Source organism: Microcoleus sp. bin48.metabat.b7b8b9.023, assembly GCF_013299185.1.
Lineage (GTDB): Bacteria > Cyanobacteriota > Cyanobacteriia > Cyanobacteriales > Microcoleaceae > Microcoleus.
In genome coordinates, this window is sequence record NZ_JAAFKG010000014.1 from 75,778 (window position 1) to 96,590 (window position 20,813).

The window sequence follows — 20,813 nt, forward strand, 5'->3', positions numbered from 1 at the left end:
AATAGCATACTCGTACAAATAACAAACAAAACACAGAGCAACGCAAATATCAAGATGATTCATCTGCGTCGCTCTGCGTTTATCCGCGTTCATCTATCTGCGGTTGCTAAAAATCTTACTTCTAATTAATCCGAAACACCGACTTAGCCGTCGATTTCAGAGAATTAGCCGCATCCGCTAAAATTTGCGCGATCGGCTGCTGCGAGTGCATGAACACGCGAGCAGTATTGCGTCCCGGCATCCCCGAAATCGAGCCGCCGGGGTGCGTGCCCGCACCGGTGAGGAACAAACCGTCGATCGGCGTTTTGTAATTAGCCAACTCGGGTAACGGACGGAAAAATATCATCTGATCCAGCGTCATGTCAACGTGGTAATAATTCCCCTTCAGCGCCCCCAAACGCTCTCCCAATTCCGCCGGACTTTCCACGCGGCGGCCGATAATTGAGTTCTTGATATTGGGTGCGTATTCTGCTAATTTGTCAATGCAGCGATCGGCAACTTTGTTTTTCAGCTCATCCGTCCAACCCGTACCGTGCTGGCCGGTTCCTTCAGCATTTTCGATTTGGTAGGGAGCAAAAAATTCAATCCAAGCCGTATGGTGTCCGGGGGGAGCCATTGACGGGTCTCGTACCGTCGGAAACACGACATACATCGACGGATCGGAATCGGGGATTTTGCCGATCGCAGGCTCGGTGTGAGCAATTTCTACGTGTTTCACCGAATCAGCAATCAACACAGAACCCATTAAATATTCGTCTTTATGGTTCCAGCGATCGAACTTAGGTACCTCATTGAGAGCTAAATCTATTTTCAGAATTGTCTCATTATTATTGACAATTTTGCGCTCCAATCTTTCCCGCAAATTCGGATCGGCACTGTCAACATCGCTGGAGTCCATCAAGTGCAGAAACAAACGCTTCGCATCAATATTAGAAATGACGCCTTTAGTCGCTCGATATTCTGTGCCGCCTGCAACTCTAACACCGACAGCGCGGCCGTTATCAACTAATATTTTCTCGACGTGCTGGTCGGTAAGTATAACACCCGCATAGCTTTTCACCAAATTGACTAATGCTTGCACCAACGCACCCGTTCCTCCCCGCGGCCTCGCCATCCCCGGATTGTGGCGCATCGCCATCATAATTGCGCCTATAGCAATGGTTTTTTGGGAAGGAGGCGCGCCTAATTCTGATGCCAATCGGGCGAGAGGTGCTTTAATAAATTCCTCATCAAACCATTCGTTAAGAAGATCCTCCGCACTGGTAATCATCGTGCGAATAAAGTCCAGCGTTTTCTCTGGGGAACCGATGACTGAAAATAAGTCTTTGAGTTTGGCAATATCGTAATTGCCGGCAATATTTATTAGAGACTTTGGCGGTGCGTTAAACATCGGCATCATCGCACTTACAGCCCGCTGCCAAAAATCTGTATATTCGGCATATTTTTTAGCATCGCGCTCATTGTAGCGGGCAATTTCCGCACAGGTTTTTTCTACAGAAGTGTGCGCTAAAAAATATTTACCGTCGGGATGCGGACAAAAGGCAACCGGATCGCAGTAAAGATATTCTAAACCATATTTTTCCAGTTCTAATTCTTCTACAACTGGCCCTAAATGGATAAATTCGTGGTCGATCGCGCACAGATTAAATTTAAAATCCGGCAATTCGGGAATCGCAGCTTCAGTCGTGGCGGCACCGCCGGGAACCGAACGTTTTTCTAACAAAAGAACGGTATATCCAGCTTTGAGGAGATAAGACGCACAGACAAGCCCGTTGTGACCTGCTCCTATGATAATCACATCATACGTTTGCATAGATGAAACTCTGGGATGGGATGTTTTGCTCATTTTACAAAAATTAACAACTTTGCGGTTTCTATCAATAGAAATAGATTCATCTTAAAAGAGTAGTTTGAGCATCTTACAAAAGATGTAGTTTTGACTTAGTGCTGCTGTGCGATCGCCTTTATTTCTTCTTGAATTTACCAGAAAGAATTGGTTTCAAGCCGCAACCCCGATCGGGAGAAATTAAAATAAGACTATTCATTACTCCAATCCTCTTCCTGCCAGGTAGAGGTCGCTCTCAACTGTCAACTGTCAACTGTCAACTGTCAACTGAACGATCGCTCGCCACGCCAATTTGCCCAGCATTATATCACAGAAATTTGAACTTATCTGTATTACACAAAAAATTAACAATCCGTAGGATTTCCCAGATAAACTATTGTTTTGTAAACCAATGAAACAAAGCCGCGATCGTCGGAGTGAGCTTGATAAAGTTCGGTTAAATCCGAGATAAGTTTCTGCAATGGAGGCCCGGAGTTCGGCATATAAGATGAGCTTTGTGCCCGCCCGATTAACCCTGCTAAATCTAAATCTTGTCTATTAGCAAATTCGATCGATCGCACACAAGTAAAATCTGCACTCGCAAGTATTGGTTCGATCGAGCGATCGTGCTTTTGGGCAGGATAGCTCTGGGAAGCGCTCTTAACAATTTGAGTGTAGCCCTCTGTCAGCGCATCCGTGCGATCGCGCAAATTCCAAACTACAGCCAACCTTCCCGATGGCTTGAGAATTCGCCGAAATTCTGGTAAAGTTAAAACTGGATTGAACCAATGGAAAGACTGGAAACACGCGACTAAATCGATCGATCTCTCAGGCAAATTAGTAGCTTCGGAAGTTCCATCTCTAAACTCTACCAAAGTATGAGGTGCAGCCGCTTGTCTCATCTCGGCATTGGGTTCTATTGCTAATACTCGAACCTCTCTTTCTGCTAACAAACGGGAAGAAATGCCCGTACCTGCACCGATATCGGCTGCGGTTAACTGTGAAGGTTCCCCAACTCCTGCTAAAATCGCATCGATCGCAGCGGCTGGATAACTCGGGCGGTATTTGACATAATCCGTAGCGCGATCGGAAAATCGATCGAGTGGATTCATCTCGTAAAGTGGTGGTTGGGAGTTATGAGTCATTAGTTATTAGTTATGAGTTATAGCGGTTCTCACAAAGATTAGGTACGTTGTTGGGCTTCAGCCCTCTGGATTCAAGCGGTTATATAAGCTGTCAGTCATACCTCATCTTTCTGAGACAGGCTATATCAGTCATTAGTTATTAGCCATCAGTAATCATACCAAATCCGGGTTGGTAAATTATTTATTTTCTTAGTCCGCGAAGGCGGACTTCGTTTTTGTAGAAGCGATTTTAATCGCCGAATCATAGTTCGATCGTAGCGCAAAACGGGCGATCGGAGAACAATATAGGAATCCTTGCAGGAATCGTAAATTTTTAACCCCACCCCAGCCCTCCCCTTACTAAGGGGAGGGAGCAAGAAATTGACAAATGATTTACGATCGCTATAGCCTTTCTCGAAAAGGTGAGGTATGGCTGACAGGTTACATAACCTCCCAGACAAAGAGGGCTAAAGCCCAACAACATACCTCATCTTTCTGAGAACCGCTATATATTAATACTCACCTACAAACTGCTCGTGAACCCACAGGAATTCGCGCCGTCTATTCTGCACTCGAACTAAACCACCAAAGCCAGGATCTTTGGCTTTTAGCAGCGCGTGTAATTCTCGCAAAATCGAGCCTTTTGCCACGATCGCTGAGTCGCCTTGTTGCCAATCTGGGATATCATTTTCGGTAGATGAATTAGTAGCTAAATCGCTGACTTTCAAGGTAGACTCGATGCTTTTTTGTCCTAAATCGAGTTCCTCTTCAATGCCTTTGTAGGTGGCTTCGTCTAGCATGAACTTTGTTGCCGAGGCTGCGACAGGTAAGACTAGACTCAGGGTTCCGGTCAAAAGTTTGAGATAGGGGGCTGCTTTGGTAAACCATGCGCGCGATACTTCCAATTCATAAACTCCTTTCTGCTTGTCGTGAGGATTTAAGGCGGGAAGCGGTTGACGAGAGTGTTCGCACCAGAGAGTAATTTGCAATTTTGTACTAATCCATTTTGGGCGATCGAAAAAGCTTGGATCGATCGGCTTGAAACTGAACAAACGCGGCCCATCTTTCGCTTCATCCGTGAGCATTTGCATCAGCGACGCAAATTCCTCATCGACTTTGCTGAGAATAATCCGCTGTTCCTGAGACAATGACTGATATCGTTGTTGATTTCGACTATCGAAAGTTACTAAATCTTCGCGGATGATTTTTAGCTCATCTTTAACAATAGTGCGAAACTGCTGAATGCCGATTTCTTGAGATGGAGGTGGAGCAATTGGCGCGTTATTCAGCAAAGAATCAATATTTTGCCATTCACCGCAGCCTGAAATCGGACAGGGATAATCATGACGGTGCTTCTTTTTACTCTCAATTAGTTTCTCTACTTCAAATAGCCCGTTTCCAGGCAAATTTTTACCGCAAGGCGCAATGCAGGGAACCATCACATTACATCGCAATCCTTCCCAGAAATTCTCGACTAGCCATTTAATCTCTTGGGTGAGATAAGACAAAAACCGTTCTGGATAAGCTGCCCGCACGGTGATTTTGACATCAGTATCAATATATTCCAGCAATGCCCGACCGTTGTAGTCGTTGTCAAGCATCAAACCCCGTTTCCAATGAATACTTTTTTCGTAATTGCATCGCCCCAGCGAGTATTTGTGCAAGCGCACAATCAACTGATAAAACAATCCTTCTGCTACTGCAAGTTGTCCTCGATCGTCCACAATCTGGCAGATTTGCACTTGTTGTCTGTCTCCGGCTTCCGGTTGCTGTCCCCAATCGGGCAATTCCGGGCGCGTATCGGGTACGAGTTGAGCAATCAAACTGGTGTTGCTGGGTTTAGTTGGGTCGAGCACCACGCGGTAAGATAAATCGAAGCGTTCCATCAGCTTGAGAAAGATGGGATGTAGTTCTTTCGGATAGCCATTCTCGCCTGGAAACGGGGGATTGCTCCATAATTCACCCAGATGGTCAAAGTCTACTAAACCGTTGCGGCGGCGGGTTAATTCATCGTCGAGTGCGAAACTAATTGCCTTTGCTAACCAGTCGGGTTTAAGGATAACAATATTTCGCAGTATTGGATCGTAATGGTAATGAATGATATGCCCCAAAGTATGGGAAATGCGAAGGAAAAGTTCTGCTTGTTCTTTATCGATTCCGTGTCGATCACAAATGGCAATAACTTCATCGTAGGGGAGATAGGCTTTGTCGTTTGTCTGCAAGATTTCCCGCACTCGCTGCCATTTTGCGGGAACGGAACGTCCCATTTCGGGAAGAGAGGCGGCGACACTAGCGATCGCACTTTTTAATTCTGCCACGCCGTTGCGGGAGTTCTGAGCGTCGGGTTTGCTGTTGACATGGAAGAAGCCGAGCACCGTATCGCTGCCGAATCGATCGCAAATTTCCTGTCTGTCAATGTCGGGTTGTCGCTGTCCGGGGCCGCCGTGGGTGGCGACTACTAGCACTTTGGCATCTGGTTCGCGATGCTTGATCAGGGTAATCCACTCTTTGACAAAGCCCTGCTGGGGGCCTTCTCGTGGCTTCCACACCACCAGATACACGGCTGGTGCACTGAAAAACAACTGGTGTGTGGGTCGATAAACGGGTTGGCCGCCAAAATCCCAACCATTGAGGGATATTTCTGTGTCGGTGTCGGGATGGGTGACAATAACTGGCTTAATTTCAATGCCGTGTGTGGTGTCACGATTTTCTAGCCATTCATCTTCTCGCAATGCGCCTAAGAGACAACTTTTGCCTACTTCGCCTTCACCGATCAAAATCAGTTTGGCTTCATTTAGGGTGATTTCTCCTTCTGCCTTTGCCTCCAGGTATTGCAAGACGGCTTTCGTGCCTTGTTCATAGGCGGCGGCGAGGTCTGGATTGAGAGGGTTGTTGTGGAGGTTAAGCAATTGCAACTGGGTGAGGGAGGCGATCGCCTCTGGCAGTTCCGTCAGTTGGTTGTTGGAAAGGTTAAGCGTTTGCAACTGGGCGAGAGATGCGATCGCGTCTGACAGTTCTCTCAATTGGTTGTTGCTGAGATTAATCCATTGCAACTGGATGAGAGAGGAGATCGCCTCTGGCAGTTGCGTCAGTTGATTATTGTTGAGGTCAAGCCATTGCAACTGCGTGAGGGAGGCGATCGCCTCTGGTAGTTCCTTCAATTGGTTGTTGTCAAGGTAAAGCGTTCGCAACTGAGTGAGAGATGCGATCGACTTTGGCAGTTTCTTCAGTTGCAGGTTCCCAAGATAGAGTGTTCTTGCTCCCTCTCGCCTTGCCTTTCCAATGCGTTGATATGCTTTGCGATCGCCCTCAGTTTCTAACATTGCCAATTCCTGGTTTTGATTTTTGTATATAAGTGCGATCTACCTTTGAGATGAAAGGGCGATCTTGAGACATCATTTGATTTTGAATATTCCTTAATCTCAATACAAAATAACACGAATATTTTGGCGATTCGTGAGGTTGGAGTAAACGAGCTAAACCGGGTTTTTGAGTCCCTGGGCTTAGTACAAGAAACCGGGTTTCTGCGAGGATTTACGCCTCCTCACCGAGATTTTGGAGAGAAACCCGGTTTCTGAGGCCCTGCGCGATCGCCCCCAAATCCAAGAAACCGGGTTTCTGCGACAATTTTCGCATCCCCACCAGATTTTGGAGAGAAACCCGGTTTCTGAGGCCCTGCGCGATCGCCCCCAAATCCAAGAAACCGGGTTTCTGCGACAATTTTCGCATCCCCACCAGATTTTGGAGAGAAACCCGGTTTCTGAGGCCCTGCGCGATCGCCCCCAAATCCAAGAAACCGGGTTTCTGCGACAATTTTCGCATCCCCACCAGATTTTGGAGAGAAACCCGGTTTCTGAGGCCCTGCGCGATCGCCCCCAAATCCAAGAAACCGGGTTTCTGCGACAATTTTTGATGCCGAACCACTATCATTTATTGGTTTACCTGAAAACTAATCGTTTTTCTAACCTGATGCAGGCATTTACTCTGTCTTATGCCAAGGCTATTAATAAACGCTATCAAAGAGTTGGTTCACTTTTTCAGGGACGGTTTGAGGCGATTCATGTGGGAGCATCTCAATTTTGTAAAAAGCATTTTTTTTATTATAGTGCTGTCCCCGCTCGCGTATTGTACAACTCGCGACCGGGGACAGCACTATATATAGCCTTTCTCAAAAAGATGAGGTATAACTGACAGCCCACACAACCCTTAAACCAAGAGGGCCAAAGCCCAACAACATACCTCATATGAGAGCTAGATCCGCTATAAATGAAAAACTGAGATGCTCCCAGTTTCGATGGCTCTGTTTGGGTGGCTCTTTTTGCTGCTGTTTTTCACGATTAATTGACCCGCCCAAAAACGGAAGTCCCCGCAGGGCTGTCGTGGGTATCCCAAGATTTTAGACCTTAGTTCGATCTCCCAGATTTATCTGTGGAGTGACCATTGTGTTTAGGACTAAAGTCATTACTACAAACCGTTGTCACATCAAATAAAGGTACGTAGTTGCGCTTTAGCGCTCTTTGCAGATCTATGAAAGAGCGCTGAAGCGCAACTACGTACCTAAAGATCGATTGCCTGTTGTGTTTAGGACTAAAGTCCTTACTGCGAACTCTTGAGTTTGTGTTACTAAAATATTTATTTGTTAGATTATTAGCTGATGCCACCTGAAGTGATTTTTGGAAATGCGGGTGCTGAAGGTGCAAGTCGCGGCGGTTGGTTTGCGGGTCACTTTATAACGCCCGAAGATGACGCGCGATCGACTTCTGCGTTAGAGGTAAAATGGGGCGTTCACACAGCGGGAGATTGCAGGACTCAGTGGGCGGTAAATGCGGCAGCAACTACGCTTTCTATTCTGGTAAAAGGGCGGTTTCGCTTGCAATTTCCTTCGCAAGAAATCTTGCTGTGTTGTGAAGGAGATTATGCTCTCTGGCTGCCGGGAGTGCCTCATTATTGGTCGGCCGAGGAGGATTCGGTTATCGTGACTGTGCGGTGGCCTTCGGTGTCGGGAGATAGTTCTGCGATTAAGAATTAACTTGAACTTCGGGAACTAAAACGCGACCATTATAACCCGCCCGCTGGTAGCGATCGATCGCCTCTGATGCAATAACATCGGCTTTCCCACTCTTAACCAGTGCAACACAAGCACCACCAAAACCTCCGCCCGTCAGCCTCGCGCCGAAAACTCCGGGGATTGACTGCAAGATTGCCGCCAAGGCATCTACTGCAACCACCGAAACTTCGTAGTCGTCGCGCAAACTCGCATGGGAAGCATTCATTAAATCGCCGAAACGTTCGGCTGGTAAAGATTTTACAGCTTGCAGCACGCGGTTGTTTTCGGTGACGACGTGGCGCGATCGCCTTTTTAGGGGTTCCGGCAATACTTCCACTGCTTTGGGATCGGTGATATCCCTAAGGGCTTTAACTCCCAATATCCGGGCGGATTCTTCGCACTCAGCACGCCGCTGGTTGTAGCCGCTTCCGGCTGCTAGCTTGTGGCTTTCACCGCTGTCAATGACTAAAATTTCTGTGCCTGTGGGAAAAGGTAGCGCGCGGTATTCGAGGCTGCGGGTGTCGAGAAATAGCATCGTTTTGGTGTCTGCTAAACTCGACGCCATTTGATCCATGATGCCACAGTTCACCCCGGCATACCGGATTTCGGTTAGCTGTCCGATTTGAGCCAGCCGCACGTCGTCTAGGGGGAGGTTCAGCAGCGCGCGGATTGCTCTGAGGGTGGCTATTTCTAAAGCGGCGCTGCTGGACAAACCGGCGCCGATCGGCACATCGGAGGTAATGTAGAGATTTATTGGTGGTATTTTGTACCCTTCTTTTTCTAAAAGTCGGATGCAGCCGCAGATATAACTGACGAATTTTTGCGGTATGGTATCGTCGTCTGAAAAATTTATGAGTTCGTCATATTCGGCTGAATAAAAATGGTGTCGGGTATCGCTGCTGAAGCCAATTTGTACTGTTGTGCGCTGCCCAATCGCAGTCGGAAGTACAAATCCATCGTTGTAGTCTGTGTGTTCGCCCAGCATATTTACTCTTCCGGGCGCGCTGGCTTGGGTTTGGGGTAATGTACCAAATACTCGTTGGAATTTCATTTTGGGAGAATTGGGAATTGGTTATTGGTTATTTGTTATTGGTTATTTGTTATTGGTTATTTGGAAAAACAGCTATCCGTGTATCCGTGACTTCCGTGTCGTCAATCAAGGGAATTGGGAAGAAATAAACTTATTTTTTATCGTTAATCATTTTATGATGCCTAAGTTTTTTGCTGAATTCAACCCCTGTTTACAAAAATAAACATAACTTTAGCTTGGGAAAAAATATGGGTTGTGATAGAATGGCAGGCTAAGATTTCTCCAAGAATTCAAAAAATGCGATCGACCAGACCCCGGAAACAGTTTGCTCAACATTGGCTCAAAAGCGAGAAAGCCTTAGATAAGATTGTCAAAGCGGCAAGTTTGTCGGGCGATCGCGTCCTGGAAATCGGGCCGGGCACTGGGATTCTGACTCGGCCCTTGCTTGCTGCGGCTGAGTCTGTTGTTGCGGTGGAGATCGATCGAGATTTGTGCCTAAAACTTGCCAAGCAACTAGGCAAAAACGACAACTTTTTACTGCTACAAGGCGATTTTCTGGAAATGGATTTAGAGGCTGAACTAATCGCCTTTCCCAAATTCCAAGATCCCAATAAAGTTGTTGCCAACATTCCCTACAATATCACCGGCCCCATCCTGCAAAAACTGCTGGGAACGATATCTGTGCCGGTTGCGAAACCCTTCGATGCGATCGTCCTGTTGGTGCAGAAAGAAGTAGCCCAAAGGCTTTACGCTAAACCTGGTTCGACAGCTTTTGGCGCTTTGTCGGTGCGGGTGCAGTATTTAGCAGAATGCGAGTTAATTTGCGATGTGCCGTCTAGAGACTTTTATCCGCCTCCAAAAGTCGATTCCGCCGTGGTGCGGCTGCTGCCCCGAGTGATAGAAACGCCAGCAGTTAATCCGCGTTATTTAGAGACTTTAGTCAAGTTGGGATTTGGCAGCAAGCGCAAGATGCTGCGTAATAATTTAAAAGGATCTGTGGATTTAGATAAACTCGTTCAATTGTTAGAAAAGTTACAGATAAATCCTCAATCTCGCGCTGAAGATTTAAGCGTGGCGCAATGGGTAAATTTGAGCAATAATTTGTGTGCCGATGACTAGAATTCTTGCACTCCCAAGCTTTCTTATCTGGAAATAATCTGGGTTGCATCTGCGGTTCGCCTATCAATCAAAGATTTATGCAAAAAGTCTACTGATGACTGATGATTAATAACGTTCGCGAACTCTTGTTTACTCGCAAAACATGACTGATGAATAATGACTAATGACTTTCGCGTTTGGAAATAAAGTAAACCAGTGTAATCGGGAGCGAGAAATAGGCGATCGCGATTATTGAATCTGAGGCTACGTGCAGCCAGACTAACTTGGTCTGCCATCGATAACAGTGCCCGTGGGGAATAAATGACCCCGAACTAAAAAAAGTTTTCCACATTTCCTGCATAATATTTCCTTTGAGTTGTGAGAAAATGTAGTCTGACTGGTGTCAATTAATTTCTTCAACCAGGGGTTTCTTTCACCCGCGGCTTAATCACCTATGCGTTCATATTCTCTGCTAGCTTCAGCAAAAATCAATCTGTATTTGGAGATAATAGGCGATCGCCCCGACGGATATCACGAACTGGCGATGGTGCTTCAAAGCATAGATTTGGCCGATCGAATTGACTTGCGCGCGATCGGAACGGACACGATCCGCGTGCGCTGCGATCACCCCCAAGTCCCCCCGGACAAGAATAATCTGGCTTATCGGGCGGCGGATTTGTTGGCGCAGCAATTTCCAGATGCTTTGGCGAAATACGGCGGAGTCGAGATTGCCATTCACAAGCAGATTCCGGTGGCCGCGGGGCTCGCCGGCGGTTCTGCAAATGCTGCCGCAGTTTTAGTCGGGATGGACTTGCTGTGGCAATTGGGACTCACTCAATCGGAGTTGCAAGAGTTGGGCGGAACTCTGGGTTCTGATGTGCCTTTTTGCATTGGAGGAGGTACGGCTCTGGCAACAGGTCGTGGGGATAAACTCTCTCCCCTGCCCGATCTGGGTGGTTTTTGTGTGGTGCTGGCGAAGTTTCGCAATCTCAGTATTTCTACTGCATGGTCGTATCAAACTTATCGCAAACAGTTCAGTAGTTCCTATTGTGCGCCCGAAGATTTGGAATGTCGGCGCCAAAGGCTGCATTCAGGGCCGATGGTGGGGGCGATCGCGCAAAAAGATCGATCGAAAATTGGTCAATTGCTGCACAACGATTTAGAAAAAGTTGCTTTACCCGTGTACCCGCAGGTGTTGCAATTGCGGGAGGCTTTTGAGTCGGCGGGGGTTTTGGGTGCGATGATGTCTGGTTCCGGGCCGACGGTGTTTGCACTCTGTGAGTCTCCAGAGCAGGCTCAGCAAGTTCTGGAACGGGTGAAAAGTGCGATCGCTTCTCCTGATTTGGATTTTTGGGTAGCAAAGTTTAGCAATACTGGGATTCGGATTTTTTCGGAAGGAAATGACACGAAACCGCCGATTGTGAGGGTGTAACTCGCTGTCGGGTGCGATCGCGATCGTCGTTTAAATGTCAGTGGGGGCGATCCTCTCCGAGGGCTGCGCTAACGGCAAAAATGAATCTAACTTTGCGCGGAGTCTATTAAGGTCGCAGAACTGATAAAATGACATGAAACACCGATTTTAGTTTTGGTAAATTAACCAGAAATCTAAAATCTAAAATCTAAAATCTAAAATCGCCATGGCTGATTTAACTAATCCAAATTCTACTTCTGAACCTCTAAGTTCGGCGCGGGATATAACGCCTGTATCTCCCAAGCAGCCGACTGTTTTGCGGTGCGTGATTGGTTCGCTGATCGCGAGTGTGTTCGCTTTTGGTTTGTATTCGCTAACTATGTCGATCGCTCTAAATTTTGCTAGCAAGCCGCTGCATTCCGCCAATATTACTGTGCTTAAAATTAGTGTCGCCGTGCGAACTTTAGTAGTGGGAATGGTGGCTTTAGGTACGGGCGTTTTTGGGCTGGCGGCTGTCGGTTTAATGCTGCTGGGTTTGCAAATTGGGATTCAAAAGCTGGTGAAGAAACCCGCAGCTTGAAACTATCAGCCCACAGAAAATCTCGCCTGCAAGCTGAATACTTAATAGTAAGATCGAAACAATGGAATTATTTACGATCGGACACTCCAATCACAGTATTGAAGCGTTTATTTTGCTGTTACAACAACACGGAATCACAGCGGTTGCGGACGTGCGATCGCATCCTTTCAGCCGCTATTTACCTCATTTTAATAAATCAGAAATTACAGATTCTCTGTCTGCTGCGGGCATTCAATATGTTTTTTTGGGGCAAGAATTGGGTGCGAGGCCGGAAGACTTAAGCTGTTACGATACTAGCGGTAAAGCTTTGTACGATCGCATAGCAGCGACTCCTCTATTTGCCTCAGGAATTCAACGCTTGCTCAAAGGCACCACTAATTATAAAATTAGTTTAATGTGTGCGGAAAAAGACCCGATTACTTGTCACCGCACTATTTTAGTTTGCCACAAACTCAAGGAATTTAATTTGCAAATAAATCATATTCTGTCCGATGGCAGTGTAGAATCGCACCAGGATGTAGAAGCAAGACTTTTGAGCAAGTTTAACAAAGGTAAAAACAAAGGTAAAAACAACAATCAGCCAATTCAGTTAAGCTTGTTTGAATTAGAACCTCAAGTTAAAGATGAAATAGTTGATTTAGAAACAGCTTATTATCGTTACGGATTGGAAATCGCGTATGTCACCAAAGAAAGCAATTAATTTATTTACAATTGGTTTTACTCAAAAAAGTGCCGAGCAATTTTTTGATACTTTGATAAAAGCCGGAGTTAGGTACGTTGTTGGGCTTCAGCCCTCTTATATTTATTAGATACTAAGTGAGGCAACATCAATCAAAAACTCGATTTGCCGGAGTTAGGTACGTTGTTGGGCTTCAGCCCTCTTATATTTATTAGATAGTAAGCGAGGCAACATCAAAAATTCTATTTACAGTTATACCTCATCTTTCTGATAAATTCTATAGCCTTTCTCAAAAACATGAGGTATGACTGACAGCTTCTATAACCCTTAAACGAAGAAGGGCCCAAGCCCAACAACATACCTCATCTTTATTAATGTAAGGAGATAATCCTTGTTAGAACTTGTTAGAAGTTGATTGCGGGTGTGATTGAGTTGGAGGAAGATATTATTTATTATTGATTAGCTGGCGTTTTGATTGAAATGGCGATCGATTCTTGATTTTTGATTAATTTTAGTAACAACTCTTGACATCGCATACATTTGAAATTATGGTAGGGCGATCGGCGCGCGGCATAGGTTTAGAGATTTTGTTCGAGATTTAACATTCTTCGTGCTATAATTCTGCGGGACTGTAGCAGAAAGGGGTGCTTTTTCATGAAAGCAGAATTTTATTATGACTGTCACAGATATATTTGCAGCTTAGTTCAAGTTGATTTTGTCAAAGAATTAAAAATTAAAAATCATCAAGGTTTTGTGTTGGCTGTCAAGCAAGGAGAAAAGATTGGACTTTTGGGGAAAAGTCGCCATAATGCTAAACAAGTTGATGTGTCTAAGCCGCATTTTTATAATGTAATTAAAGCAGCAATGAGCGCTTTGGAATTAGAAACTAGAAATGAAGTCATATTAGAGAGAAATCGAACTATTGCTGATGGCGAAGAAATGATTCAGCAGCAAAACCGAGAAATTCGCGTTTTGAATGAACAGCTTAGAATTCAAGCGACTCAGATTGAGCATTTGTCAAGGGAAAACCAGCAGTTATCGTTGCAGTTAGTTGAGAAGGAAATTAGAGAAACTCAAATTAGTCAAGAAATTGAGGAAGATTTAGCGGCGGAAATTGACGATGGGGTTGGGGAAGCTGAGATTAGTGAAGCCATGGATGAATTGCCGATTTTAGATTCTGGATTTGGATTGGAGTTAGTCGAACATCAGCAGGATTTGCAGGATGTTGAGAAAGCTGAAGAAATCAGCGGAGGCGAGGTTGAAATTGTGGATTTAGAAATTGTAGAAAAAGTAGAAGTTCCAGCCGAAAGTGAAATTAAGCACTTGCCTAAAAGAGGTTCACAGAGAAAGATGAGAAAGAAATAATGAAAAATTATAATTGTTTTTAAACAGTCAAAGGTTCGTAGTGAGGACTTCAGTCCGCATCAAATGCAAGGGCTGAAGTCCTCACTACGAAACGGGTGCATCTCATTTTTGCAAATATATTCGTAGGGGCGAAGCATTTCGGCAGTAAATCTCTGGTTCTCATTCATAAATTATGTGCCGAAATGCTTCGCCCTTGCCAAATTGAGTTTTTGAAGAGGGCGAAGCATGACCGCATATAATTTATTAGTTATAATCTTATATTGACAGCGGTCATGCTTCGCCCCTACACACATATTTGCAAAGCTGAAGAACACCCTATGAGGCGACTTATTTTATGTGGCGACACACCCTACTAATACTAAGCTTATAGCATTTTTAGTCGGGATTTCTCGGCGATTAGGTACTCCGGTACCCAAAAACGATCGACAGACATGAGAATAGCTACAGATATGAAAATATCAATATTTTCTCCCATTTCCTCAGTGGGCAATAAGCCAAATAATTCGTCGAATTCCTTGACATCTGCTAAAATATTATCAATGTCTTCTACAAGTTCGTCCGGGTAAATGCAGTGGATTCCTCTCTCATCTTCATAATATGCTTCTTCGTCAGGAAAGAATTGTGAGGGTTTGAGTGTTTCCATCAGATAATCTAGCTTGTGAAATTCTGTTTCAGGAACGATCGCAGCTAGATCTTTCCCTGCTTGCTGTAAAATAAAACGATCGCCCTTTTGCATCACTCGTTTCACGATCGCGATCGCATTTTCGCAAAATTCCTCAACAGTTAAGTGGAAAAACCCCTCAGAGTCGATCGCCAGTTTAGCGCCCGCAGCCGCGCCCACAGCAGAATTTTGACAATTATCCAGGGCGATCGGTAAGATCGTAGGTGCGATCGAACTACGGTCAGCAGCATTAAATCCTTCAGTCATCAGTCGTTCCTCAAGATACGCATAATTGTTGACAATATTGCACAATAGAGAAAATTGTAAATATATAGCACCTACGTCTTTTTACCGCTGATGAATAGCAAATTTCTCGATCGACTCCACCACCCCTCGCGCCCAGTCATCGTCTTCGACGGCGCCATGGGAACCAACCTGCAAGTCCAAAACCTCACCGCAGAAGACTTCGGCGGTAAAGAATACGAAGGCTGTAACGAATATCTCGTGCACACCAAGCCGGAAGCAGTCGCCATCGTGCACCGAGGATTCCTCGAAGCAGGCGCCGATGTCATCGAAACAGACACCTTCGGCGCTGCTTCCATCGTGCTCGCGGAGTACGATTTAGCAGACAAAGCCTATTATCTCAACAAAACGGCGGCTGAACTCGCCAAGAATATCGCAGCAGAATTTGACACGCCCGAAAAACCGAGATTTGTCGCAGGATCGATCGGCCCTGGCACCAAATTGCCAACCTTAGGACACATTGATTTTGACACGCTTACCGCCGCTTTTACCGAACAAGCAGAAGGACTTTATGACGGTGGCGTTGACTTATTTATTGTCGAAACTTGTCAAGATGTACTGCAAATTAAATCAGCATTAAATGCCATTGAAGAAGTATTTAAGAAAAAAGGTGCGCGGATTCCGTTAATGGTATCAGTCACAATGGAAGCCACCGGCACAATGTTAGTCGGTTCCGACATCAGCGCCGCTTTAGCTATTTTGCAGCCCTATCCCATAGATATTTTAGGATTAAACTGCGCCACCGGGCCCGATCGCATGGCGGAACACGTCAAATATCTATCCGAACATTCGCCCTTCGTGGTTTCCTGCGTACCAAACGCTGGTTTACCCGAAAACATTGGCGGCCACGCACACTACAAACTGACGCCGATTGAATTAAAAATGGCCTTGATGCGCTTCGTCGAAGACTTAGGCGTGCAAGTCATCGGCGGCTGCTGTGGCACTCGCTACGATCACATCCGCGAACTGTCAGAAATTGGCACAACTCTTAAACCCAAGATTCGCGAAATTACTTGGGAACCAGCCGCTGCTTCAATTTATAGCGCCCAACCCTACGAACAAGAAAATTCCTTCTTAATTGTCGGGGAAAAACTCAACGCTAGCGGTTCCAAAAAATGCCGCGATTTGCTAAACGCTGAAGACTGGGACGGTTTAGTAGCAATGGCTAGAGAACAAGTGCGAGAAGGCGCGCACGTTCTCGATGTCAACGTCGATTATGTCGGGCGCGACGGCGTGCGCGATATGAAAGAATTAGTTTCTCGCGTTGTGACTAATGCAACTCTGCCTTTAATGCTGGATTCCACCGAGTGGGAAAAGATGGAAGCTGGCTTAAAAGTGGCGGGCGGCAAATGTTTGCTAAATTCTACCAACTATGAAGACGGAGAACCGCGTTTTTATCAAGTTTTGGAGTTGGCGAAAAAATACGGCGCGGGGATTGTGATCGGGACGATTGACGAAGACGGGATGGCGCGAACTGCTGACCAAAAATTTGCGATCGCCCAACGCGCCTACAACGCTGCCCTCGCCTACGGAATTCCCGCCTCAGAACTCTTTTTTGACACCCTGGCTTTGCCAATTTCTACCGGGATTGAAGAAGACCGAAAAAACGGCAAAGCTACCATCGAATCCATCCGCCGCATCCGCCAAGAATTGCCGGGATGTCACGTGATTTTGGGAGTTTCTAACATTTCCTTTGGCTTGAATCCGGCGGCGCGCCAAGTTCTCAATTCCATGTTTTTGCACGAAGCGATGCAGGCGGGGATGGATTCGGCTATTATCAGCGCTAATAAGATTTTGCCGATCGCCAAAATCGACCCCAAACACCAAGAAATCTGCCGCAAACTGATCTACGACCAACGCGAGTTCGACGGCGATATTTGCGTTTACGACCCCTTGGGCGACCTGACAACGGTGTTTGCGGGCAAAACTACCAAGCGCGATCGTACCCAAGACGAAAACCTCCCCGTCGAAGAACGATTGAAGCGCCACATCATCGACGGCGAACGCATCGGCCTCGACATCCAACTAGCCAAAGCATTAGAAACCTATCCGCCACTGCAAATTATCAATACCTTCTTGTTAGATGGGATGAAAGTAGTCGGAGAATTGTTCGGATCGGGACAAATGCAATTGCCATTTGTATTGCAGTCAGCAGAAACCATGAAAGCGGCAGTTGCTTATTTAGAACCGTACATGGAAAAGTCCGAATCCGGGGACAATGCTAAAGGCACATTTATCATTGCAACTGTCAAAGGCGACGTTCACGACATCGGCAAAAACTTAGTTGATATTATCCTATCAAACAACGGCTACCGAGTAATTAATTTGGGAATTAAACAGCCAGTTGACAATATCATCGAAGCCTACGAAAAGCACAAAGCTGATTGTATCGCCATGAGTGGCTTGCTGGTAAAATCTACCGCATTTATGAAGGAAAATCTGGAAGTATTCAACCAGAAAGGAATCACTGTCCCCGTAATTTTGGGAGGTGCTGCTTTGACTCCCAAGTTTGTCCATGAAGACTGCCAAAATACCTATAAAGGTAAAGTCGTTTACGGCAAAGATGCGTTTTCTGACTTGCATTTTATGGACAAACTGATGCCAGCCAAATCTGCTGGAAACTGGGAAGATTTGGCTGGATTTTTAGATGAAGTTGGGAGTGAGAATGGGGTGGTGAAAGCAGCTAAAACTTCGGCAGAAACTGCGGTTGAGGATGCGAAGAAGGCAGACACTCCGGTGATTGTTGATACCAAGCGTTCCGAAGCAGTTGATGCAAATATCGATCGCCCGAATCCTCCTTTCTGGGGAACCAAACTGTTATCGCCCGAAGAAATCCCCTTTGAAGAGCTTTTCTGGCACTTAGATTTGCAAGCATTAGTCGCGGGACAGTGGCAATTCCGCAAGCCAAAAGACCAATCGCGAGAAGAATACGATGCTTTCTTGGCAGAGAAAGTTTATCCCATACTGGAAGAATGGAAACACAAAATTATTACCGAAAAGTTACTGCATCCCCAAGCAATTTACGGGTATTTTCCTTGTCAAGCTGAGGGAAATTCGTTGCATATTTACAACCCGGAAATTATGAGTAACGGGCAAGATGTATCTACACCCGCCACAACATTGACATTTCCCCGGCAAAAATCGGCGCGCAGGCTGTGCATTGCCGACTTCTTCGCGCCGAAAGAATCGGGCAAAATCGATGTATTTCCGATGCAAGTGGCGACGGTGGGAGAAGTTGCTACGGAGTACGCCCAAAAGCTATTTGCTAACAATCAATATACCGATTACCTCTACTTCCACGGGTTGGCGGTACAGACAGCGGAAGCGGTAGCAGAATGGACTCACGCGCGGATTCGCCGAGAATTGGGCTTTGCTAGCGAGGAACCGGACAACATTCGGGATATGCTGGCGCAGCGATATCGCGGTTCGCGCTACAGTTTCGGCTATCCGGCTTGTCCGAATATGGCGGATCAGTACAAGCAATTAGATTTGTTAAAGTGCGATCGTATAAACCTGTACATGGATGAAAGCGAACAGCTTTATCCGGAACAATCCACCACTGCAATTATCACCTATCACCCAGCCGCGAAATACTTCAGTGCTTAATTATTTGGTGCGCGCGGACTAATCTGTTGTGCATTTAAATCCCTCGGGTTTGTAGTGAGGACTTTAGTCCGCATTTGGAGAGGACTAACTGGTTTGTAGTGAGGACTTTAGTCCGCATTTGGAGAGAACTAAAGTCCTGACTACGAACCTCTATTATGGGTTTGTAGTGAGGACTTTAGTCCGCATTTAGAGAGGACTAACTGGTTTGTAGTGAGGACTTTAGTCCGCATTTGGAGAGGACTAAAGTCCTGACTACGAACCTCTATTATGGGTTTGTAGTGAGGACTTTAGTCCGCATTTGGAGAGGACTAACTGGTTTGTAGTGAGGACTTTAGTCCGCATTTGGAGAGGACTAAAGTCCTGACTACGAACCTCTATTATGGGTTTGTAGTGAGAACTTTAGTCCGCATTTGGAGAGGACTAACTGGTTTGTAGTGAGGACTTTAGTCCGCATTTGGAGAGGACTAACTGGTTTGTAGTGAGGACTTTAGTCCGCATTTGGAGAGGACTAAAGTCCTGACTACGAACCTCTATTATGGGTTTGTAGTGAGGACTTTAGTCCGCATTTGGAGAGGACTAAAGTCCTGACTACGAACCTCTATTATGGGTTTGTAGTGAGACTACGAACCTCTATTATGGGTTTGTAGTGAGGACTTTAGTCCGCATTTGGAGAGGACTAAAGTCCTGACTACGAACCTCTATTATGGGTTTGTAGTGAGGACTTTAGTCCGCATTTGGAGAGGACTAACTGGTTTGTAGTGAGGACTTTAGTCCGCATTTAGAGAGGACTAAAGTCCTCACTACGAACCTCTATTATGGGTTTGTAGTGAGGACTTTAGTCCGCATTTGGAGAGGACTAAAGTCCTGACTACGAACCTCTATTATGGGTTTGTAGTGAGGACTTTAGTCCGCATTTGGAGAGGACTAAAGTCCTGACTACGAACCTCTATTATGGGTTTGTAGTGAGGACTTTAGTCCGCATTTGGAGAGGACTAAAGTCCTGACTACGAACCTCTATTATGGGTTTGTAGTGAGGACTTTAGTCCGCATTTGGAGAGGACTAAAGTCCTGAATACGAACCTCTATTATGGGTTTGTAGTGAGGACTTTAGTCCGCATTTGGAGAGGACTAAAGTCCTGACTACGAACCTAGAAAATAAAAAAGCACCTTAAAAAAAGTGCTTTTATCAACATGAAGTTTGATTGTCTGACCAAACTTTTACAAATGATTCCGGGGAGTACGGGCGCCGGCAGATGCTCCAGCCATTGAAGCAACCAAACCCAATAACGAGCCGAACAAAAATGACCAACCAGCTTTCGCGGCATTTTCAGCAATATTGCGAGCATCCTGAGCAGAAACGCTAGGCGCTTGGTTGGGGAGATTCACATTACCTTGCTGCGCTTGATTAATCGCTGCTCCGGCATTCGCTGCTACTACGCCAAAAGTCCCGGCTACGCCATTTGCTAACAGCCAAGAGCCAATTGTTAAGGTAGTTGCCCACAAAATTGCCCCGTTCAAAAGCGCGGTGCTGCGGTTCATCGGGCCGCAAGCGCGTGCAGTTACCCAACCGCCAACGCCCAAGCTGATTAATAAACTGATAATTGACCAAATTCCTACTCCGGTACCCACGCTGCCGGCTATACTGCGGGGAGCTCCTGAATTAGCAATGTTGCTCAAACCGATCGCAGCACCCAATGCACTTAACACCAGTTGTGTGCCAATTGCAATTACCAAACCTGAAAAAATTGGGCCCCACCGCACTAAATCGTGATATTCCATGACCGGCTTAACTAGAGTCTGCTCGGTAACAACGTTGTCTACTGGTCTATTTACGTATGCCATAGCTATTGCTTTCCTTTGAGAGTTGGTTTTATTTTTAACAATCTTTCACCTAAGCATTGATTGTGGCTGAGATTGATAGAAACCATATCTGCCTGGGGAAATAACCAGTATCTATGTCTGAAGAAATAAAGTAAAAAGTCATCAGCTTTGGGCCAGCAGCTATTAGCTAATAACTGATGACTGATGGCTGACAACCAATAACTATTTTATCCAGTTAAAGAACTTCGCTGATGTATATAGGA

14 protein-coding genes are annotated in these 20,813 nt (G+C 45.8%); 8 read left to right on the plus strand and 6 right to left on the minus strand.

The window, feature by feature from the left end; translation table 11 throughout:
- Window positions 1-121: 121 nt before the first annotated feature.
- The 3 genes from crtO to QZW82_RS10910 form a co-directional block, all read right to left on the minus strand.
- Window positions 122-1,813, minus strand: a complete 1,692-nt coding sequence (gene crtO / locus QZW82_RS10900) for a beta-carotene ketolase CrtO (protein WP_293147895.1) — start codon at window positions 1,811-1,813, stop codon at window positions 122-124.
- A 377-nt stretch (window positions 1,814-2,190) separates the two neighbouring features.
- Window positions 2,191-2,970 carry a class I SAM-dependent methyltransferase gene (locus QZW82_RS10905; RefSeq protein WP_293147897.1) on the minus strand — a complete coding sequence of 260 codons (780 nt, stop codon included), beginning with the start codon at window positions 2,968-2,970 and terminating at the stop codon, window positions 2,191-2,193.
- A gap of 491 nt (window positions 2,971-3,461) precedes the next feature.
- The gene (locus QZW82_RS10910) at window positions 3,462-6,272 is read right to left on the minus strand and encodes a COR domain-containing protein (protein WP_293147899.1); all 2,811 of its coding nucleotides are present in this window, start codon (window positions 6,270-6,272) and stop codon (window positions 3,462-3,464) included.
- A gap of 232 nt (window positions 6,273-6,504) precedes the next feature.
- Here QZW82_RS10910 and QZW82_RS10915 point away from each other — a divergent pair, with 232 nt between their 5' ends.
- On the plus strand, window positions 6,505-7,140 hold the full coding sequence (locus QZW82_RS10915) for a transposase (RefSeq protein WP_293147901.1): 636 nt from the start codon (window positions 6,505-6,507) through the stop codon (window positions 7,138-7,140).
- 463 nt (window positions 7,141-7,603) lie between these two features.
- On the plus strand, window positions 7,604-7,978 hold the full coding sequence (locus QZW82_RS10920) for a signal peptidase I (protein WP_293147903.1): 375 nt from the start codon (window positions 7,604-7,606) through the stop codon (window positions 7,976-7,978).
- Here QZW82_RS10920 and galK read toward each other — a convergent pair.
- Complete coding sequence (gene galK / locus QZW82_RS10925) at window positions 7,968-9,047, minus strand: galactokinase (protein ID WP_293147905.1); 1,080 nt, start codon at window positions 9,045-9,047, stop codon at window positions 7,968-7,970. The two genes, QZW82_RS10920 and galK, sit on opposite strands and share 11 nt — an antisense overlap.
- Window positions 9,048-9,323: 276 nt before the next feature.
- Here galK and rsmA point away from each other — a divergent pair, with 276 nt between their 5' ends.
- From rsmA to QZW82_RS10950, 5 genes are all read left to right on the plus strand, one after another.
- Window positions 9,324-10,145, plus strand: coding sequence for a 16S rRNA (adenine(1518)-N(6)/adenine(1519)-N(6))-dimethyltransferase RsmA (rsmA, locus tag QZW82_RS10930; RefSeq protein WP_293147963.1), 822 nt, complete (start codon window positions 9,324-9,326; stop codon window positions 10,143-10,145).
- A gap of 433 nt (window positions 10,146-10,578) precedes the next feature.
- Window positions 10,579-11,556 carry a 4-(cytidine 5'-diphospho)-2-C-methyl-D-erythritol kinase gene (gene ispE, locus QZW82_RS10935; protein ID WP_293147908.1) on the plus strand — a complete coding sequence of 326 codons (978 nt, stop codon included), beginning with the start codon at window positions 10,579-10,581 and terminating at the stop codon, window positions 11,554-11,556.
- Window positions 11,557-11,761: 205 nt separating this feature from the next.
- Window positions 11,762-12,115: a DUF3082 domain-containing protein gene (locus tag QZW82_RS10940; protein ID WP_293147910.1), complete on the plus strand. Its 354-nt coding sequence runs from the start codon at window positions 11,762-11,764 to the stop codon at window positions 12,113-12,115.
- Between the two features lie 61 nt (window positions 12,116-12,176).
- A complete protein-coding gene (locus QZW82_RS10945) occupies window positions 12,177-12,815 on the plus strand; it encodes a DUF488 family protein (RefSeq protein WP_293147911.1) in 639 nt (212 codons plus the stop codon).
- Between the two features lie 633 nt (window positions 12,816-13,448).
- The gene (locus QZW82_RS10950; protein ID WP_293147913.1) at window positions 13,449-14,159 is read left to right on the plus strand and encodes a hypothetical protein; all 711 of its coding nucleotides are present in this window, start codon (window positions 13,449-13,451) and stop codon (window positions 14,157-14,159) included.
- A gap of 364 nt (window positions 14,160-14,523) precedes the next feature.
- On the opposite strand, the gene QZW82_RS10955 is transcribed toward QZW82_RS10950, so the two are convergent.
- Window positions 14,524-15,087, minus strand: a complete 564-nt coding sequence (locus tag QZW82_RS10955) for a type II toxin-antitoxin system Phd/YefM family antitoxin (protein ID WP_293147915.1) — start codon at window positions 15,085-15,087, stop codon at window positions 14,524-14,526.
- A 90-nt stretch (window positions 15,088-15,177) separates the two neighbouring features.
- On the opposite strand from QZW82_RS10955, the gene metH reads away from it, so the two are divergent.
- Window positions 15,178-18,729: a methionine synthase gene (gene metH / locus QZW82_RS10960; protein WP_293147916.1), complete on the plus strand. Its 3,552-nt coding sequence runs from the start codon at window positions 15,178-15,180 to the stop codon at window positions 18,727-18,729.
- A gap of 1,218 nt (window positions 18,730-19,947) precedes the next feature.
- On the opposite strand, the gene QZW82_RS10965 is transcribed toward metH, so the two are convergent.
- On the minus strand, window positions 19,948-20,571 hold the full coding sequence (locus tag QZW82_RS10965; RefSeq protein WP_293147917.1) for a hypothetical protein: 624 nt from the start codon (window positions 20,569-20,571) through the stop codon (window positions 19,948-19,950).
- Between the last annotated feature and the right edge of the window lie 242 nt (window positions 20,572-20,813).